General features: G+C 64.5%; 10 protein-coding genes. 6 read left to right on the top strand and 4 right to left on the bottom strand.

Features of this window, described 5'->3' with window-relative positions; all coding sequences use genetic code 11:
* Positions 1 to 20: 20 nt before the first annotated feature.
* Both GY769_16405 and GY769_16400 read right to left on the bottom strand, forming a co-directional pair.
* Complete coding sequence (locus GY769_16405; protein MCP4203501.1) at positions 21 to 362, bottom strand: 4Fe-4S dicluster domain-containing protein; 342 nt, start codon at positions 360 to 362, stop codon at positions 21 to 23.
* Positions 363 to 558: 196 nt separating this feature from the next.
* Positions 559 to 2,685 (bottom strand): hypothetical protein, encoded by a 2,127-nt coding sequence (locus GY769_16400; GenBank protein ID MCP4203500.1) that lies wholly within the window; start codon positions 2,683 to 2,685, stop codon positions 559 to 561.
* Between the two features lie 122 nt (positions 2,686 to 2,807).
* Between GY769_16400 and GY769_16395 the strand changes: the two genes are divergently transcribed.
* The 4 genes from GY769_16395 to GY769_16380 all read left to right on the top strand — a co-directional run bounded on the left by GY769_16395 (position 2,808) and on the right by GY769_16380 (position 12,198).
* Positions 2,808 to 4,370, top strand: a complete 1,563-nt coding sequence (locus GY769_16395; protein ID MCP4203499.1) for a hypothetical protein — start codon at positions 2,808 to 2,810, stop codon at positions 4,368 to 4,370.
* A 27-nt stretch (positions 4,371 to 4,397) separates the two neighbouring features.
* Positions 4,398 to 4,805 carry a PaaI family thioesterase gene (locus GY769_16390; GenBank protein MCP4203498.1) on the top strand — a complete coding sequence of 136 codons (408 nt, stop codon included), beginning with the start codon at positions 4,398 to 4,400 and terminating at the stop codon, positions 4,803 to 4,805.
* A 127-nt stretch (positions 4,806 to 4,932) separates the two neighbouring features.
* On the top strand, positions 4,933 to 11,094 hold the full coding sequence (locus GY769_16385; protein MCP4203497.1) for a hypothetical protein: 6,162 nt from the start codon (positions 4,933 to 4,935) through the stop codon (positions 11,092 to 11,094).
* Positions 11,095 to 11,364: 270 nt separating this feature from the next.
* On the top strand, positions 11,365 to 12,198 hold the full coding sequence (locus tag GY769_16380; protein ID MCP4203496.1) for a carbon-nitrogen hydrolase family protein: 834 nt from the start codon (positions 11,365 to 11,367) through the stop codon (positions 12,196 to 12,198).
* Here the strand turns inward: GY769_16380 and GY769_16375 are convergent.
* Complete coding sequence (locus tag GY769_16375; protein MCP4203495.1) at positions 12,171 to 13,337, bottom strand: DUF2029 domain-containing protein; 1,167 nt, start codon at positions 13,335 to 13,337, stop codon at positions 12,171 to 12,173. The genes GY769_16380 and GY769_16375 overlap by 28 nt on opposite strands.
* A gap of 183 nt (positions 13,338 to 13,520) precedes the next feature.
* Between GY769_16375 and GY769_16370 the strand changes: the two genes are divergently transcribed.
* On the top strand, positions 13,521 to 14,663 hold the full coding sequence (locus GY769_16370) for a hypothetical protein (GenBank protein MCP4203494.1): 1,143 nt from the start codon (positions 13,521 to 13,523) through the stop codon (positions 14,661 to 14,663).
* A 153-nt stretch (positions 14,664 to 14,816) separates the two neighbouring features.
* On the top strand, positions 14,817 to 16,043 hold the full coding sequence (locus tag GY769_16365) for a hypothetical protein (GenBank protein MCP4203493.1): 1,227 nt from the start codon (positions 14,817 to 14,819) through the stop codon (positions 16,041 to 16,043).
* A 48-nt stretch (positions 16,044 to 16,091) separates the two neighbouring features.
* On the opposite strand, the gene ppk1 is transcribed toward GY769_16365, so the two are convergent.
* Complete coding sequence (gene ppk1, locus GY769_16360) at positions 16,092 to 18,221, bottom strand: polyphosphate kinase 1 (protein MCP4203492.1); 2,130 nt, start codon at positions 18,219 to 18,221, stop codon at positions 16,092 to 16,094.
* Positions 18,222 to 18,282 lie beyond the last annotated feature (61 nt).

The following is an 18,282-nucleotide window of genomic DNA, read 5'->3' as shown; positions in this document are numbered from 1 at the left end:
CTTGCGGATTTGGAGGGTTCCTACGGATTGACGATCTCGTTCACGTCGGGGCGATGCGGTTCGTCGTCGCGGGCTCTCGGCTCGACCGGATCGTGCTCGTTCCAGCCGTCGTCCAGAGCCAGTTTGCGGTTGATCTCAGCCCATTCCGGATCTTCTGCCTCGGTCTCGACGATCGCGTCGATCGGGCACTCGGGCTTGCAGAGGCTACAGTCGATGCAGGCATCCGGATCGATGACCATGAACTCGTTGCCGTAGTCTCCTTCGTGCTCGTATTCGCCCGGATGGATGCAGTCGACGGGGCAGACCTCCACACAGGTCGCGTAACGCTCGCCCAGACATTTTTCGGTGATGACGTATGACATGCGTCTCCCTTCTCTCGGAATCTCTCCTTATGCTCGCCGTTATCGGCTTCGCAGTTGCTGCATTATAGGTCAATCTCAATGGCCGGACCAAGCCCTTGCGCCTCGGAATCCGGTCCCGCACGCGACCGTGTCATTCCGAGCGAGAGCGAGGAATCTCGATGGGAAACGCCACGGTGGCGATGTCTCGGTGTGGGCCTTAGATGCAGGCCTCGGTGTAAACTGACAGGTCGCCGACAATCTTGGTGTCGCTCTGGATGATCAAAATGTTTGTCTCCACGGTGACGTCGGCGGTCGCATCCAGGAGGAGACTCGGGCCGAACTCGACCTGCTCGGCCGTGATCGACTGGGAACCTGAGAGCGTGCCCGTGCGTGTTTCCAGGGCGGCACAGGCACGCAGGCAGAACTTGCCGTAGGCCGTGCCCCAGCGTCCGTCCTGGCTGCCGTTGGTGACCGAGCCGCGGGTGTCCGCGTACTGGTTGTAGACCCAAAAGCAATCGGTTTCCAAAGGATCCTGGCTGATCGAGGAGTAGTCCCCCCAGCGATTGGTGCTGCCCGAGAAGGAACGGAAGTAGTGGTCGACGCCGGCGCGCACCGTCTCGGAGCCGCGATTTGTTCCAGCGGGGTCGGAAGGATCGCGGGTGGCGAAATAGGCGCCGGCGAACAGGCTCGGACCCGAGGCCGAAAAGCCGAAGCCCAGCGCTCCGGAGCCGTTGGTCATGACCGAGGGAAAGTAGGTGTGGGTGCCGGGGGCGAGGTCTTCGCCGCCGATATCCCCCTGGTCGGTGAGCAGCGTTTCGGGTGGGTCGATTCCGTTCGACAGGGTGGTCGTGTCTAGCTGCCACCAGTGGGCCGTGGCCTGGCCGGCATCGGGGCCGGTCTCGGGCTCGATCGTCGCCGTCAGGTAGAGCTGACTGTCTCTCCACACCGAGTCCAGGGCTCGGCGGTTGTTGGTCGCGATCAACGCTGTCGAGCCCGGCTGCGGTGCGTCGGGAATGGCGGAGCCGAGATCGCCGACGTTGACTAGCTCTTGGGTGAAGGTCGGTGAGGCGCTCGCCGGATCGTCGATTCTCACGATCTGGACGAGGTTGTCGGTTGCGGGGGGCTCGCTCAGACCGGAGTAGGAAACCAGAAAGGTCCCGACGTTGGTCGGACTGGTGGGCGGCGAGCCGAAGACGTGGGCTGGCTGGGTGGTCGTTGCGAAGCAGTCCGCGCAGGTGTAGGGATCACTCGGTCCGTAGACCGTCGGCGTTCCCCCGGCGTAGAAGCCGCCGCCGGTCCCTTGGGTCTTGGACACGACCCATAGCCGGACGCCGGCGAAACCGGGGGTGCAGCCGGGGTCGACGCTCGAGCTGAAACAAAACATGTTGGTCGTGATGTAGACGGCTTCCTCGTCGATCGCGAAGCCGGGATAGTCCGCCCAGCGGTCGAAGCCCGAGATCATCAACCTCGAGGGGATCGAAGTCTGGTACCAGGTTCCCTCGGGATTGGAGTCGTCGGAGACGGCCAGCAGGATCCGCGACTCCTTGGTGGCCGGCGGGACCTCTCGCTGCTCCAGAGCCACCACCACGAAGCGGCCGGCGAAGTGGTCGTAGCGAATCTTGGGATCGAAAAGCGCCGTCACCGGAGCAAGTGACGAGAAGAAATCGGCCAGCGCCGTGTCGAGCTTCAAGGTTCCGTTCTTTTCATGAATGCGCACGGTCACGTTGGTCACGTTCATCAGGTGCCCGGTCCCGGCGGCGGCATGGGAATCCGGCGGTATGAAGAACGAGCCTTCATGGACGTTGTTGGTGTCGAAATCGTTGGTGTCGAAACCGGCTAGAAGTGCCGGGCCCTCGGGCTCCGGACTGTCGCCCGTGAGCCCGTCCGCCGCTTGCGCTCCGGCCCCGGTCGCACCGGGGAATCCCAGACCTCGGCTGCCCGGCTTCGGTGCTCCGGCGGTGGGAACCTCCGCCGTCAGTTTTCTGGCCTCGAAGACGGAGGACGGCGCGCGAATCGGTTCGGCGACTCGCGGCGCCGTCGCGACGACGAGCGGATCGACATCGATCGGCACAAGGCCCGACGGCGCAATTGCCGACCGGAGTGGGCCGGTGTCCGGCGCTCGCTCGCGCACGGGTCGCGCGATGCCATCGGTTGTTTGATCTTGGGTGGCTGCGAGGGTCGCTGTTCTGGTTTCGGAGGTCCTTGCCGGCGCCCTCGAGGCGCATCCCAGCCCGAGTGCCGCGACGCCGAGGATCACGAGGACCACAAGGCTCCCGGAGCTCATGACTCGACGCAGGCAACGCACGACGCCGACAGATTGCCCGAAGACCCCAACGCGAGTCAACGAGCCATTCCGCAGCCGGCTCTTGATAGTCTCGGATTTCTCTCCGTGTTACGCTTCGATTCCTTACGGAGAAGCTCCTCAAACCGGGGTTTTCAGCCCAATTCGTCCGGCAGGATCACGGAATGGGAAACGGGCCATCACAACCGCACAAGAAGGGCAATGACCGGATCGATCTGAACCGCGCGGTTCAGCTCAGATTCTCGAAATTCCAGGACTTCCTGACCGAGATCGCCGGCAACATCTCGCCGGGTGGGATGTTCGTCGGCTCGGAGAACCCACAGCCGCCCGGCGAGCAGTTCGAGTTCGAGTGTTCCCTGGCCGATGGCTATCCGCTGGTGAGTGGACGCGCCGAAGTGGTCTGGGTCCGGCGGCTCTCGATGTCCGCCGATGAGCCGTGCGGGATGGGGGTTCGATTCCTCGATCTCAACGAGGGCAGCGAGGAGCTGATTCGGCGAATCGTCGAAGAGAGGCTCAAGGCGGGAGACTCGACTTTTGATCTGGAGGGCGAAGTCGGCGAGGTCACCGAAGCCGGAGAAGAACAGCCCTCTGGAGCATTGTCCGACGAGATCCTGGCTGCCGCCGAGACACTGGTCGAGGCAACGGATGTCGAGGCCGACGCGGGAATGCCCCTTCAGGAAACGGCGGTCGAGAGCTCGCTGGATGCCGGATCTGTTACTTCGCCTCCCGAGCCCTCGCCGGATGCGGCGCCGGAAGTGCCGCCTCAACCTCCGGAGACCGACGTACTCGAGGTCGAGCTCGAAGAGCCGGGCGACCCGGTGTCGGGCAGGCCCGACCGAGAGCGGCCGCCGGAGCGGGAGCCGCTGACCTTCGAGCCCTCGGAGACCGCCTGGGCGGCGCCGCCGCCGGAAGATTCCCCACCGGGCGAGCTCGAAGAGCCCGAACCGGAGCTCGCGTTCGAAGGTACTCCTTCGGTGCCGGAGTCCATTCGCGAATCGGCCCAGGCCTCGGTCGATGTACCCGCCGCGCCGCCGCCGGCGGTCGGCGTCGGCGGGGCGCGTTCGGCCCGGAGGAGGCTGGGGGTTGGCCGATTCCTCGAACTGGCGGTGTTCGGTCTGCTTGCCGGCGTCTGTATGGTCCTGCTCTTCAATCAGTTCTGGGTGCGCCCGCGGATCGAGGGCCTCGAAGCGAGGCTGGGGGAGCTGACCGGCAGCTCGCGGGTCGGCGGTCCGCCCGGAGTCGAGCGAGCACAGGAGGACCGGGTGGCCAAGAATGAAGCCGGTGGAGAGAGTGCGACAGACGCGATGGCATCGGCGGCGGTTCCGGATTCGAGCGCCGCGCCGGCCACCCAGGTCGTCGATACCAGCTCCTCCCCGCGGGAGAGAGTGCGCGAGGTCGTGCAGGAGTGGGCGCAAGCGTGGTCGGAACGCCGAGTGGACGAGTACCTTTCTTACTACTCGGTGGGTTTCGTGCCGGCTTCCGGAGTGGCTCGAGCGGCCTGGGAAGATCGCCGTCGAGAGCGCCTCCTCAATCAAGGTGCCATTCGAGTGACCGTGGTCTCGCTGGAAGTGCAAGAGACGTCGCCCAACGAGATGCGAGTGACGTTTACCCAGTCGTATCAGTCGGACACCTTTCGCGATCGTGTCCGCAAGACCTTGCGGATGGTGCGGGAGGATGATGCCTGGAAGATCGCCGAGGAGATCGTGATCCGACAGCTGCCCTGGTAGGCCTGGTTGGGCGTGACCGATGACCCGATGAGCTCACCGAGCGGGGTGCGAGAGTTCTTCGCCAGCGTACCGTTCAACCGGTTCCTGGACTTCGAGCTGGTTGCGTGCGACGAAAGGAGCTGTGTCGTGACCATGCCGGTGCGCGAGGAGTTTCGGCAGGAGGGAGGTGTGGTGCAAGGAGGCCTGGTAGCAGCCTTTGCCGACACCGCATCGGCCTACGCCTTCGTGTCGAGTCTCGGCCAAGACGAGACCATGACCGGAGTCGAGTTCAAGGTCAATTTTCTCGAGCCCGCGAGACTCGAGAACGGAGCCCTGGAGGCGGTGGCCCAGGTAGTGCGGCGTGGACGTCGTCTGGGGGTCTCCGAGGTGCGTGTCTCTCAGAGCGGCAGGACGGTCCTGACCGGGCTGTTTACCTATCTTTTCAAGAAGCGCTGACGACCGCGAAGGAAACACCGAACAGGGTCGCTGGTTGCGACCGACCGCCGGTGCCAATACCGCCACCCTGGGCGCCGCGCGCTCGGCCGGGAACCGAGCGGGAGCCGGAGCGGTCTAAACTCGCGACATGCCAAGAAAACATGCTGTTGCCGTTCCCGTCGTCTCGCCGATTCTCTCCTTCTCGGCTCTTGGCGCTCTTGGAGCCCTCTTGGTGCTGGCGCTCAGCGCCGCCCTGGCCTGCGCCCCGGCCTCGGGTGGATCCGCACCCGTCGGGGGTGGAGCTTCGGGGTTGCCGGGGCAGGCTCCAACGGAGGGCGCTTCGCTGACGGGAAACGGAGAAGAAGGCTGGAATCCCGAGGTCTGGTGGCAGGAAGTCGCCCGGCTCATTGACGAGCAGAAGTTCCAGGCCGCCTCCGAGCAGGTTGGCGATCTCCTGGCCGAAGCCAAATCCCGTCTCGATACTCCGAACTGGACCCGCGCCCTGATCGAGCTCGTGCAGCTCGAGACCGGGCTGCACGGCTATGAAAAGGCGGTACGGCTTCTACGCAGCGAGCCGTGGCCCGATGACGCCATTTCCAGAGCGGCTCTCGAGCTCTACTACGCGCATGGACTGGTTCACTACCTCCAGGTGTATTCCTGGGAGATCAGGCAGCGCGAGCAGGTCGCGTCGTCCGGCGAGATCGATCTCAAAGCCTGGACGGCCCAAGAGATCTTCGCCGAAGCCGATCGTGCCTACGGTCGTGTCTGGGCCACTCGCGGAGACCTGGGAGAGCTCGAGCTGGCGACCCTGTCGCGCTATCTGACGCCCAACAACTATCCGGGAGGCATTCGCGACACGTTGCGGGACAGCGTGACCTATCTTTGGGTCGAGCTGCTCGCGAATTCGTCTTTCTGGAGCGCCCGAGAGTCGAACGAGGCCTACAGGCTGGATCTTGCCGCCCTGCTCACCGACGCCAGGCCGGCGGTGGCAACGGCGGGCGACCGGCATCCTCTTGCCAGGCTGAGCGAGCTACTGGGCGATCTGGAGCACTGGCATGCGTCGTTGGACCGGCCGGAAGCGGCTTTTGAAGCGCGGCTGGAAAGGTTGCGCCGGCTGCACTCAACGTTCACGCAGACGGACGACAGGGACGCGATCTCCGACGACTTGCGCTCGCGACTGGACAGACTCGGGCGTCAGCGGTCGTGGTGGTCGATGGGGATGTCACTGCTGGCCGAGTTCGTGCGCTCGACGACCGATCCCTGGGCCCTGGTGGAGGCCCGGCGCCTGGCGCTCGCCGGCGAGGAGGCCCACCCGGAGTCTCTGGGCGCCGGCCGCTGCCGACACATCGTCGCCGGGATCGAGGCTCCGGCCTACTCGGTGACCTCGATGTCGACCGACGGCGCGCCTCGTCGATCGATCGAGGTCCGGCACAAGAACCTCGGAAGGATCTATTTCCGGGCTTACGCACTGGACCTCTTCGAGGTCGTGGAAAACAGTCGCGACTACCGGCTGCTGCCCGGCTACAACGAGATCGAAGACATGATCTCGGGTCTAACACCCTCCGCGAGCTGGAGCGCGGAGCTTCCGGCTACCCCCGACTACCGGGAGCACCAGACGTTCGTCGTCCCCGCGCTTGAAGACAGCGGCTTTTATCTGATTGTCGCATCGGCAGAACCGTCATTCGACGAGCGTGGCAATGAGCTCGAGGCGTTCTATCTCAATCGATCGGACGTGGTTCTGGTGTCGAGGCCCGAGCGCACGAATCTCGAGGTTTCGGTTGTCTCGGGCTCGACCGGAGATGCGCTCTCCAATGTCGACGTCTATCTCTATCGCTTCAACTACAGGCGCAAGGGACACCATCGCGCCGAGGTCAAACGCACCGGTCGGGACGGTGGCGTGGTCTTTGACCGTGATGGTGACGGCGAGACCTATTTTCTCCTGGCCCGTCATGGCGATGACGTGGCCCTGGACGAGTGGCGGCACCACTTCAGCGGTCCGTTCGAAGAGAAGAAGACCACGGGCTCTTTTCTTTACACCGATCGCAGCATCTATCGGCCGGGTCAGGAGATTCGTTGGAAGGTGGTCGGCTACGGCGGCATGCAGTCGCAGGGTGACTTCCGCGTGCTACCAGATCGGGCGACCAACGTCCAGTTGTTTGACGCCAATGGCGAGCTGGTGAGCCAAGAAGAAGTGCGCACCAATGACCACGGCTCGGCGGCCGGCTCATTCGTGATTCCCGCGGGGCGCCTGCTCGGGGCTTGGAGTCTGCGCTCGTCGCTCGCAGGCAGAACGTCGCTGCGCGTCGAGGAGTACAAGCGGCCGACCTTCGAAGCTTCCCTCCAATCACCGGACGAGGCCTTGCGCCTGAATCGCTCCGCGACGATGACGGGCGAGGCGCGCTACTATTTCGGGCTGCCGGTGGTGGACGGCGAGGTGAGCTGGCGGGTGACTCGCGAGCCGGTGTACCCATATTGGTGGTGGTGGTACTACTCGCCGGTGGGTACCGATGTCGAGACGGTTGCGTCGGGATCGACACTCCTGGATGACGACGGAGCCTTCGTCTTCGACTTCCAACCCGAAGCCGACGAACGCGAGGCGCAGAAGGGAGTTAGCTATCGTTTCCGGGTCGCCGTCGAAGTCACCGACAGCGGCGGCGAGACCCGCACGGCGGAGCGTCTCTTCCGTCTTGGCTTTGTTGCGGTCGAAGGGCGGATCGAGAGCGACCGTGAGTATGTCGTCGCGGGCTCGCGGGCGGCTTTCAACATCATGCGCCAAGACCTGGACGGAACCCCTCGAGCGGGTGCCGCGAGCTGGCGGCTCACTCGCCTCGAGCAACCCGCGGTAACGTCGTTGCCCGCGGATCTGGCGCTGCCCGAACCGCCGTTCGACGAAGGCTCCTCGAAGCCGGCCTTTGCAACCCCGGGCGATCGCCAGCGGGCGCGCTGGCTCGGATTGGTTTCCGCGCCGCAGATTCTGCGGCTGTGGCAGGACGGAGACGAGGTGGCGGTGGGTAGCCTGAGTCATAACGACGATGGCTCGGCCGAGCTCGAGCTCGAACCTTTGGAGCCCGGCGCGTACCGTCTGCACTATGCGACCCACGACGCCTTCGGAGCCGAGTTCGCTACGACTTCGGAGTTCGTGGTCGCGGCGCCGAGAACGACACCGCTGGCGTTGCCGGCGATCTTGCTCGCGGAGACCGCGGCGGTGCCGGTCGGGGGAACGGCGCGCCTGCTGGTGCACTCAGGGCTGGAACGGCAGCGCATGGTGCTCGAGATGTTCCGCAAGGGCAGGCGTGTGCGGCGTGAGGTTCTGGAATCAGACCAGGGCCTCCAAATTCTCGAGATCCCGATTACCGAGGCCGATCGGGGCGGGCTCGGCTTCCGCTTGACCGCGCTGCGCGATCACCAGCTAATGACCCTCGAGGATTCGATTTTGGTTCCCTGGGACGACAAGAAGCTCGAGATCGAGTTTGCATCGTTCCGCGACTACCTGCGACCCGGTGGCCGCGAGACCTGGCGCCTCAAGGTCAGCGGCGTAGAGCGCGATCTGGCGGAAGGATCGGCCGAGCTGCTGGCGTATATGTATGACCGCAGCCTGGACGTCTTTGCGCCGCATTTGCCGTCCGATCCAATGGGTATCTATCCGCGCTGGGGCGCCCCGCGGGCCGCGCGCTCGAATCTGGGTCCGAGCTCGGTGGTGTGGCGCGCCGGCAACCTGGCCTCGCTCCCCGGCTATCCCGGCCTTCACGGTGACCAGCTCAAGTTCTTGAGTGGCTACGGCATAGGTGGCATGGGTCGGTTCGCGGCCGGTGGCCGGATGCGAGCGATGCGGCTGGGCATGGCCGAGGAGAGCATGGCACAGGCGCCGGCCTCGGTAGCGGATGTCTCCCTGACCGCCGAGAGCGAGGATCGAGACCAGCTCAGGGGGATGCTGGACGAGATGAAGAAGGGCGACGCGCCAGCGCAGGAAGGAACTGAACCGCCCGGCGGGCTGCGGACCGACTTCTCCGAAACCGCCTTCTGGGAGCCGCATCTTCTGCTGGACGCGGACGGCTCGGTAGCCTTCGAGTTCGAGGTGCCCGACTCGGTCACCGAGTGGAACGTCTGGGTCCATGCCATCACCAAGGACTTGAGAGCCGGCCGTTTGACCCGGAAGGTCAGGACGGTCAAGGAGCTCCTGGTTCGACCCTATCTGCCGCGCTTTCTCCGGGAGGGCGATCGCGCCGAGCTGCGGGTGGTGGTCCAGAACGCCGGCGACGAGCCACTTGCCGGTGAGCTGGAGTTCGAGATTCTGGACGCGGTGACCCAGGAGGATCTGCTCGGTGTTTTCGGAGTGGCGACGTCCGATGCCGCCGGGCGCGCCTTCGCCCTGGACCCCGGCAAGAGCTGGACCTACACGGTGGCGGTGGATACGCCGGCGAGGCTCGGCGAGATCGCGTTCAAGGTGCAGGCCGCCGCCGGCGAGTTCTCGGATGGCGAGCTCAGGCCGCTGCCGGTTCTGCCCGGCCGGATGCATCTGGCGCAGTCCCGCTTCGTGACTTTGAGCGACGAGGATCGGAAGACGCTGCACTTCGCGGATCTGGCTCGCGACGACGATCCGACGCGCATCGATGAGCAGCTCGTGGTCACGCTCGACACGCAGCTCTTCTACAGCGTGCTCTCGGCGCTGCCCTATCTCGTCAACTATCCGTACGAGTGCACCGAGCAGACGCTGAACCGGTTTCTCTCGACCGGCATCGTCTCGACGCTCTACGACGACTATCCGGCGGTGAAGCGGATGGCGCGGAAGTTCTCCGAGCGCGACACCCGCTACGAGGCCTGGCAGAGGGACGACCCGAATCGCAAGATGTCGCTGGAAGAAACGCCCTGGGTCTCGGTCTCCAAGGGCGGTCGGGAACAGCCGGATGATCTCATCAACGTTCTGGATCCGCGCGTGGCCGGTGCCCAGAGGAAATCGGCGCTGGCCAAGCTGCGCAAGGCGCAGACGGCGATCGGTGGCTTCCCGTGGTTCCCGGGCGGTCCGCCGTCCCCTTACATGACGTTGTATCTGTTGAACGGCTTCTCGCGGGCGCTGGAGTTCGGAGTCGAGGTCCCCAGGCCGATGATCAAGAAGGCCTGGGGCTACATGCATCGCCACTACGTCGAAGAGGTCGTCGGCCACATGATGGCGGAGGACTGCTGCTGGGAGTTCGTGACGTTCTTGAACTACGTGCTCTCGAGCTATCCGGACGAGTCCTGGACCGGAGGGATCTTCACCGCGAAGGAGCGCGAGGAAATGCTCGACTTCTCCTTCGGACACTGGAAAGGGCACTCTCCGTTGTCCAAGGCTCAGCTCGCCCTCACCCTGCAGCGTGAGGGGCGGCAGAAGGACGCCACGCTCGTCTTTGACAGCGTCATGGACTCGGCGAAGACCTCGGAGGAGCTCGGCACCTATTGGGCGCCCGAGGATCGCGCTTGGCTCTGGTACAACGACACGATCGAGACCCACGCCTTCACGCTACGCACGCTGACCGAGCTTGACGAAGACGATCCGCGCCGAGCCGGTCTGGTGCAGTGGCTGCTGCTCAACAAGAAGCTGAGCCACTGGAAATCGACGCGGGCGACGGCCGAGGTCGTCTATTCGCTGGTTCACTACCTCGAGCACGAGGGCACCCTGGCGGCTCGCGAAGAGGTCACGGTGGCGATCGGCTCACGCGTGCCCAACGTGTTCGTCTTCGAGCCTGACGAGTATACGGGCAAGAATAACCAGGTCGTAGTGGCCGGTGAAGACATCGATGCCGCGACCGACTCGACGGTGGTGGTGGAGAAAGAAACCCCAGGGCTCGCCTTCGCTTCGGCGACCTGGCATTTCTCGACCGAGGAGCTGCCTTCGGAAGCTCGTGGCGACTTTTTCGAGGCCCGCCGCACGTACTTCCGCCGGGTTTCCGGTGGCGACGGATGGCGGCTGGAGCCGCTGCCCGAAGGCGCCAAGGTCGAGGTCGGCGATCAGGTCGAGGTCCACGTCTCGATTCGAGCCAGGCACGCCGCCGAGTATGTGCATCTTCGAGACCCGCGGCCGGCCGGCTTCGAGCCCGAGCGCTCGACCTCCGGCTACAAGTGGGATCTGGGACTGGTGCGCTATGAGGAGGTCCGGGACAGCGGTATGAACTTCTTCTTCGAGCGGCTTCCGGTGGGCGAGTACACGATGAAGCATCGCTTGCGCGCCGCCACCGCCGGCACGTTCCAATCGGCTCCGGCGACCCTGCAGTCGATGTACGCGCCCGAGTTCACAGCCTACTCCTCCGGCGCCCGCCTGACGATCGAGCCTTGATGACTCGCGTCGGCGCCGATCGGCAGTGCAGCCGGCCAGGGGCCGCCTCGGGCTTCTCAGACTACGCTGGTCAGGCCCTCGCCTGCGCGCCGCTGCGCGCAAGCCGCTAGTGGCCTTCGTGCCGGATTGCCGAGCGCTTGCGGCGAGCCCCCTGGCCGGCTGCCCTGCCGATCGGTGGCAAGATCGAAGGGGTCCACACGCAGGCACACGCCGTGCCTTCAGGGTTGCACCGCCCACGCGCGATCGGGACGCGATTGAGATAATCACCCCATGACCGAGCTTCGCATCGCCCTCGTGCAGCAGACCGCGACGTCCGACCTCGCCGCCAATCTGCAGAAGGGCCTCGCCGCCGCGCGCCGCGCGGCCGCCGACGGTGCCAAAGTCGTCTGCTTCGCCGAGCTGGCGTTCACGCCGTTCTACCCCCAGTCTCCGAGCTCCGGCGATCCGGCCGAGCTGGCCCAGAAGATCCCCGGGCCGATGACCGAGGCGTTTGCGGCCCTGGCGCGGGAGCTCGAGATCGTGGTCATTCTGAATCTCTTCGAGCGCGCCGGCGATCGAACCTACGACAGTTCACCGGTGATCGACGCCGACGGAAAGCTGCTCGGGATCACACGCATGGTGCACATCACCGACTATCCGTGTTTCCACGAGCAGGACTACTACCATCCCGGCGGGCTCGGAGCTCCCGTCTATGACACCGCCGCCGGCCGGCTCGGAGTGGCGATTTGCTACGACCGGCACTATCCGGAGTACATGCGTGCGTTGGCGCTGGCCGGGGCCGAAGTCGTGTTCGTTCCCCAGGCCGGCGCCGTCGACGAGTGGCCGGAGGGCTTCTTCGAGGCCGAGCTACGAGTGGCCGCCTTCCAGAATGGCTACTACACGGCGTTGTGCAATCGGGTCGGTGCCGAGGCCGAGCTGACCTTTGCCGGTGAGTCCTTTGTGTGCGATCCGTCCGGCCGGGTTGTCGGCCGTGCCGGTCAAGGCTCCGAGGAAGTTCTCATTTGCGATCTCGATCTCGAGGCCGTCGAGCTCTCGCACGCGCGCAAGCTCTTCCTGCGAGACCGGCGCCCGGAGCTCTATTCGGACTGGCTGGGTCGGAGCTGAGCTATTTCCTTTCGGCCGCGCAGTCCGTTCAGCACATAGACTCCCAAGTAGAGAAGCGAAAGGAGCGGCACGCCCAACGCCGTGCCCTGGATCCAGGCAGGCCTGTCGCTCAACCCGCCGATCGAGGCGCTGAATACGGTCGAAGCTATGGCGAGTCCGGCGACGATGTGCGGAAAGGCGCCACGGAGACCGGCAGGTGCCTGTCGCAACGACCGGAGGCTGCGCTCGGCGGCCAGAAGGTGGACCGGCAGGAAGGGCAGCAGGGAATGGGCCCAGAGGATCGGAGCGGCCAGGAAGTTGAGCGTCAGGGTGGCCACCAGGAATTCGAGCTTAGACAGTCGATGGCTCGCGATCCAGGCCAATCCGCCAACTCCAATAACGATGACTATCCAGATCGGCCGCAGCTGCAAGCCCAAACTTGCAAGGACATGCTGGAAAGAGAAGTTGTACGGATTGCCGGAGCCGCTGGCGTTGCCGAGGATGCCCGGAAGGTAGCGCACCCCGACGAGAAGCAGAATGCCTACGGTGACAACCGACGTCGTTCCGGCCTTGAAGGCTAGCAGGGGTTGGGCGCCCCGGCGGTGTGCCAGGAGGCAGAACGGCGCGAGCGGCGCGGTCGGCTTGAGCGCTTGTCCCAGGCCAAGCGCGGTCCCGGCTGGTATCGGCGCTCGCAGCCACAGGTGAAGGCCCGCCAGGGTAAGCGCCATCGACAAGCCGTTGGCGTTGCCGATCTGAATCGGAAGAGCCACGACCGGGGAAAACCAAAGCCAGGCGACGCTCACCAGGGCGGCGGGCCACCACCGCCAGGCGGCGATCAGAAACGCCAGCCACGTGGCTACGCAGACGCCGGCCAGGTTCAGCGTCCGCTGGATCTTCAGGTAGCCGAGGGTTCCGAATTGCTCGGTGAGGCCGGAAGATATCCAGGCAAAGAGAGGCGTGTAGAAGAAAGTGTCCTCTTCGTAGGGCGACCGACCCTCGGACCAGAGCTTGGCGGCATTGACGTACACGGTCTCGTCAGGCTTGACGTAGTCCTCGAGAACCGCTGCGTGCCAGCGCACTCCGCCGACTGTCAGCAGGATCAGAAGCAAAAGGACTTTGCCCCCTGTCGAGAGTCCCGAGGGCGTGTCGTCGAACGGCATCGTCCTCTGAAGTTACTCGACCTGAGCCAGGAGGAAAAGGTTGTTAGAATCCCGGCGCGAGACACGGTCCGGCCACTGAGTCCCAGGACCCTCTCGATAGTACTGATGCAAATGGACTTCAAGGTATCCCAGGCAAATAGGGCAAGCACGTCCCTGCAATCGGTCGAGCTGGCTCCTCGCGTGATGGGTCGATTCGGGGATGCCGCCTCCGGTCCGACGTTGATCGTGCTCGGGGCGGTTCACGGCAACGAGCCCTCGGGCTACAAGGCGATGCTTTCCCTGTTCTCCCGATTCGTGGAGACTCCCGTCAAGCTCCGAGGCTCGATGGTCGGCCTGGTGGGCAACCGCCAAGCGCTTACCGAGAGCGTCCGCTTTTGCGAAGAGGACCTCAACCGCCTGTGGCTGCCGGATAGGGTGGCGCGCATTAGGGTCGCGGAGAACCTGTCGGGCGAGATGGCCGAAGCCCGTGATCTCTACCTGGAGATCGAGCGCGTTCTGACCGAATCGGACGGGCCGGTTTACGCCCTGGATATCCATTCGACATCCGGCGCCGGGCCGTCCTTTGTGGTCCTTGACGACTCGCTTCCGAACCGCGAGTTCGCCCTCGAGCTGGAAGTACCGATGGTCCTGGGTATCGAGGAGGAGCTCGAGGGCACCTTGCTCGATTACCTCAACGCCAGGGGTGTGCGTACCGCGGGCTTCGAAGCCGGACAGCACGACGATCCCGAGTCGGTGGAGCGGGCGGAGGCTGCGATCTGGGTGGCCATGCGGGCGAGCGGCGTGCTGGGTAGAAACTGTGAGGCCGACGTAGACAGGGCCAGTCGCAGGCTGGCGGCCAGCGGCCGGGGGCTGCCGCATCTTTTCGAGGTGCGGCATCGCCACGCGATCAGGCCGAATTTGGTTTTTCAGATGCATCCGGGCCTGAAGGGGTTTCAGGCCATCGCCGAAGGCGAAGAGCTCGCCATCGAGAGCGGCGCGTCCGTCCGGGCGCCTCAAGCCGGGCTGCTCCTCATGCCTCTTTACCAAGCCCAGGGCGAGGACGGCTACTTTGTCATCCGTCCGGTCAAGACCCGGTGGCTCGGGATCTCGGCGCGCTTGCGGCAACTGCGGCTGGAGCGCGTCGTTCACTGGCTGCCCGGGGTCCGCCGGCTCGACGCGGTGGGTCGCGAGATAAGGGTCGACGTCCGTATTGCGCGATGGCTGCCATTGGACTTCTTTCACCTGCTCGGATTCCGGAGAATAGGCCAAGTCGGGCGCCATCTTTTCCTGCGGCGTCGGCCGGATGACGGCGTTGAAGCTGCCTCCGCCGAATGGCCACCGGTCTGAACGGCCCGCGGTCGAGGTCCTGGCAGGCAAGTGTCCTCTGGCGAGGTCGGCCGAGCTTGAGGGCGGGCGGGTGCGTATCGACGAGCGTTGTGCAGTTCTAGGCATGGGAAATGCACGCGACGGGATAAGCTCGGGAGCCAACGACGGAGACCGATGATGCTGCGAATCGCGAAGAAGACAGCTGGAGTGGCCCTGCTTCTCGTGCTGCTCGGAGCCAGCGCCCAGGCCACGAATTACACGATGATCTACGATGGTGACCTTCACCAACAGGCGGGTGTCGTCGCGCGAGTCGAGGTTCTGACCGCCTCGCCGGCTCCGGGTTTCGGAGCTCCGCATACGGATTACATTGTCCTGGTGGAGCGTCTGCTCAAAGGCCAGGTGAGCGGCACCACACTGGTGGTTCGAGTCCTCGGAGGCGTGGGCCCGGACGGCCTCGGTCTCGAGATCCACGGCGCGCCGGTTCTGACGGAGGGCGAACGCGCCATCCTGTTTCTCAGACCGCGCGGGGACGGCACCTACGGCATCTTGCACTTGATGTTGGGGGCGTTCTTCGAGGCCGGGCCAAGCGGCCAGCGAGTGGCGGTGCGCCAATTTGACGGCACCCGGCAGCTCGGAGACGAGCCCTTGGCAGCTCCCCGGCGGGAAAGGCACTGGGACCGCTTCGAGGACTGGCTGGGCGACAGATCGAGGGGGATCCTGCGCGAGCCGGATTACCTGACCAGCGCGGGCGCTGGACCCAGCTCGATCTATGCACCGAGTCTTTTGGAGTTCGAGAACCGGCCGATCCGCTTCTTCGAGTTCGACGACGGCGACAAAGTCACGTGGAAGGTCGGCCGGGGCGTGTCCAAGGCCAGGAAGGCCTTTCGCAGGGCGGTAAAGGCGTGGAACGGCGATCCGGACACGACCGTTCGCTTGCAGCAGAAGGGACGAACATCGAACAAGAACGGGTTCACGGCGGCGGATGGCGCTAACTCGATCATCTTCGGCGATCCCAACACCGAGGTGGAAGGCGTCTACAATTGCGCGACCGGGGGCGTTATCGCGGTCGGCGGTGCCTGGTTCTTCACCAACCCGGCGATGCTCCAGAAGATCCCGAGAAGCAAGGGCAAGGGCAAGGCGCACGTCGCGTTGGAGGCCGACATCATCACGAATGAAGGAACTGAGTGCCTGCTTGCTGGAGACGTGAGCGCGGCTGCGCAGGTGTTCGCCCACGAGTTGGGCCACACCCTCGGCCTGGGGCACGCCTGCGATGATCCCGAGTCGGGTCCCTGCGACACCGAGGCGAAGTCCGACGCGCTCATGCGCGCCTTCTTCCATGAAGATGGCCGCGGTGCGGTTCTCGGTGACTGGGACCGCAAGTGGCTGGACAAGCTCTACTAGCCTGTCCCTCTCACGGATTTCGTAGCGAGACGTCGCAGACTAGCGGCGCTACTCTTCAGCCAACCACGGACCCGGTTGCTCCAGGCGCAGGATCTGGGAGTTCATGACCTCGCCACCGGCTGCCGACGCGATGCGCGCGTAGGTGCCATCCGACAGGAGCCTGCTCGCCTGCGCGGTATCGGCCAGGTGCGCGAAGAGAATGTCGTCCCGAATCAGATCGCGCAGCCTGGGGTCTTCGACCGGCACCAGGATCTCGACTCTGCCATCCAGATTCCTCGGCATCAGATCTGCGCTGCCGAGGTAGAGCTCTTCCGCGCCGCCGTTGTGGAAATAGTAGATTCGTGAGTGCTCGAGGAAGCGCCCGACGATTGAAGTGACGTCAATGTTGTCACTCAACCCGGAAACGCCCGGGCGCAGGCAACAGATGCCGCGCACCTGGAGATCGATGCGCACACCCTCGTGGGAAGCCCTGTAGAGAGTCTGAATGAGCTCCTTGTCGACCAGCGAGTTCATCTTGAATACCAGGTGCCCATCGCCCCGGCTCTTGTGGCGCTCGATCTCTCTTTCGACCTTCTCTATTAGCTGTCGGCGCATGCTGTGGGGGGAGACCAGCAGCTTGCGGTAGTCGGACTTGAGCGAGTAGCCCGTCAGAGCGTTGAAGAGATCCGAAACGTCGGCCACGAGCTGAGGGTCGTCGGTGAAGAGGCCAATATCCGTGTACACGCGCGTGGTTACGGCGTTGTAGTTCCCGGTTCCGACATGGACGTAGCGTCGGATGCCGTCGCGCTCTCTGCGAACGACCAGACACATCTTGGCGTGGACCTTCAGGTCCTGAACGCCATAGACCACGTGCACACCGGCCTGCTCGAGAGCTTGGGCCCAATTGATGTTCTTTTCTTCGTCGAAGCGCGCCCGCAGCTCGACGATGGCCGAGACCTGCTTGCCGTTCTCGCGAGCCTCCATCAGGGCGTCGACGATGGGCGAGTTGAGGCCGACCCGATAGAGGGTCTGCTTGATCGCCACGACGTCGGGATCGGACGCCGCCTGGGAGACGAAATCGACCACCGGCCGGAAGCTGTCGTAGGGGTGATAGACGAGGACGTCGCGAGAGCGGATCACCCGAAATAGGTCGGCATCACCCGTCATATCGGCGGGGAAGACGGGCAGGAACGGTGGGTCTTTGAGCTCGGGCCTGTCGAGAGTCCCCAACTCGAGAAGGTCGGAGAGCCCCATCGGCCCCTCGACGTCGAAGACCTGATAAGGCGCGAGGCCGAGGTTCTTGATCAGGATTGCCCGGATGCTCTCTGGCATCTTGCTGTCGACTTCCAGGCGAATGACGGATCCGAAGTGACGCTGGTCGACCACCTCCTGCATCGCGGTCATCAGATCACTGGCTTCGTCCTCTTCGATCTCCTGGTCGGCGTCGCGGGTGATCCGGAAAGGATGAGCGGCGACCACTTCGAGGCCCGGGAACAGGCGGTCGAGATTCGCCGACACGATCTGTTCCAGCCAGACGAAGTGAGCTTCGCGGTCGCTCTCGAGACCGAGCCTTCTCGGATCGTCGACGCCCTCCTCGCTCGGGATCCGACGAAACCGGGTGAGTACGTGGGGTACCTTGACGCGAGCGAAACGCTCGCCGAGTTTCGGATCGCGGATGACAACCGCCAGGTTGATGCTGCGATTCGAGATATGCGGAAACGGGTGGCTCAGATCGACCGCCAGCGGCGTCAGGATGGGAAAGATCTCCTTCTTGAACTCGTCTCTCATGAGCTTGCGCTGCTTCTTCTTCAGGTGGTCGTAGTCGTGGACGTAGATTCCGACGGCCGCGAGCGCGGGCCGGAGATCCTCCTCCCATGCCCGGGTGCGGCGCTTGAGTTCCGGCACCAGCCGCTCGCGAATGCCCGCGAGCTGCTCCGAAGGCGTCATGCCATCGGGCGGCGCCGAGAGGGTTCCCGATTCCAGCTGACGTCGAAGCCCGGAGACCCGCACCATGAAGAACTCGTCCAAGTTCGAGGAGAAGATGGACAAGAACTTGACCCTTTCCAGAAGCGGCTTGTCCTGGCTGAGCGCTTCGTCCAGGACTCGCGAATTAAAATCGAGCCAGCTCAATTCGCGATTGAAGTAGAACTCGCTGGAGTCCAGATCGAGAGGGCGGCTGATCGATTCGAGAGTCGTCATGGGCCCGGAATCGTAACCGGCAGGGCGGCTTGAGACAAGTTCCATGGAATGAGAGGATTGA

This window comes from bacterium (assembly GCA_024224155.1).
GTDB lineage: Bacteria > Acidobacteriota > Thermoanaerobaculia > Multivoradales > JAHEKO01 > CALZIK01.
The sequence above is the reverse complement of the archived record's forward strand: the minus strand, read 5'-3'. Positions and strand labels throughout refer to the sequence as shown.

Bases quoted from the DNA above. Each gene is read 5' to 3' on its own strand.
- GY769_16395 (MCP4203499.1), top strand. From the start codon at position 2,808: ATGGGAAACGGGCCATCACAACCGCACAAGAAGGGCAATGACCGGATC.
- GY769_16365 (MCP4203493.1), top strand. From the start codon at position 14,817: ATGATGCTGCGAATCGCGAAGAAGACAGCTGGAGTGGCCCTGCTTCTC.
- GY769_16405 (MCP4203501.1), bottom strand. From the start codon at position 362: ATGTCATACGTCATCACCGAAAAATGTCTGGGCGAGCGTTACGCGACC.
- GY769_16380 (MCP4203496.1), top strand. From the start codon at position 11,365: ATGACCGAGCTTCGCATCGCCCTCGTGCAGCAGACCGCGACGTCCGAC.
- GY769_16370 (MCP4203494.1), top strand. From the start codon at position 13,521: ATGGGTCGATTCGGGGATGCCGCCTCCGGTCCGACGTTGATCGTGCTC.
- GY769_16375 (MCP4203495.1), bottom strand. From the start codon at position 13,337: ATGCCGTTCGACGACACGCCCTCGGGACTCTCGACAGGGGGCAAAGTC.
- GY769_16385 (MCP4203497.1), top strand. From the start codon at position 4,933: ATGCCAAGAAAACATGCTGTTGCCGTTCCCGTCGTCTCGCCGATTCTC.
- ppk1 (MCP4203492.1), bottom strand. From the start codon at position 18,221: ATGACGACTCTCGAATCGATCAGCCGCCCTCTCGATCTGGACTCCAGC.
- GY769_16390 (MCP4203498.1), top strand. From the start codon at position 4,398: ATGAGCTCACCGAGCGGGGTGCGAGAGTTCTTCGCCAGCGTACCGTTC.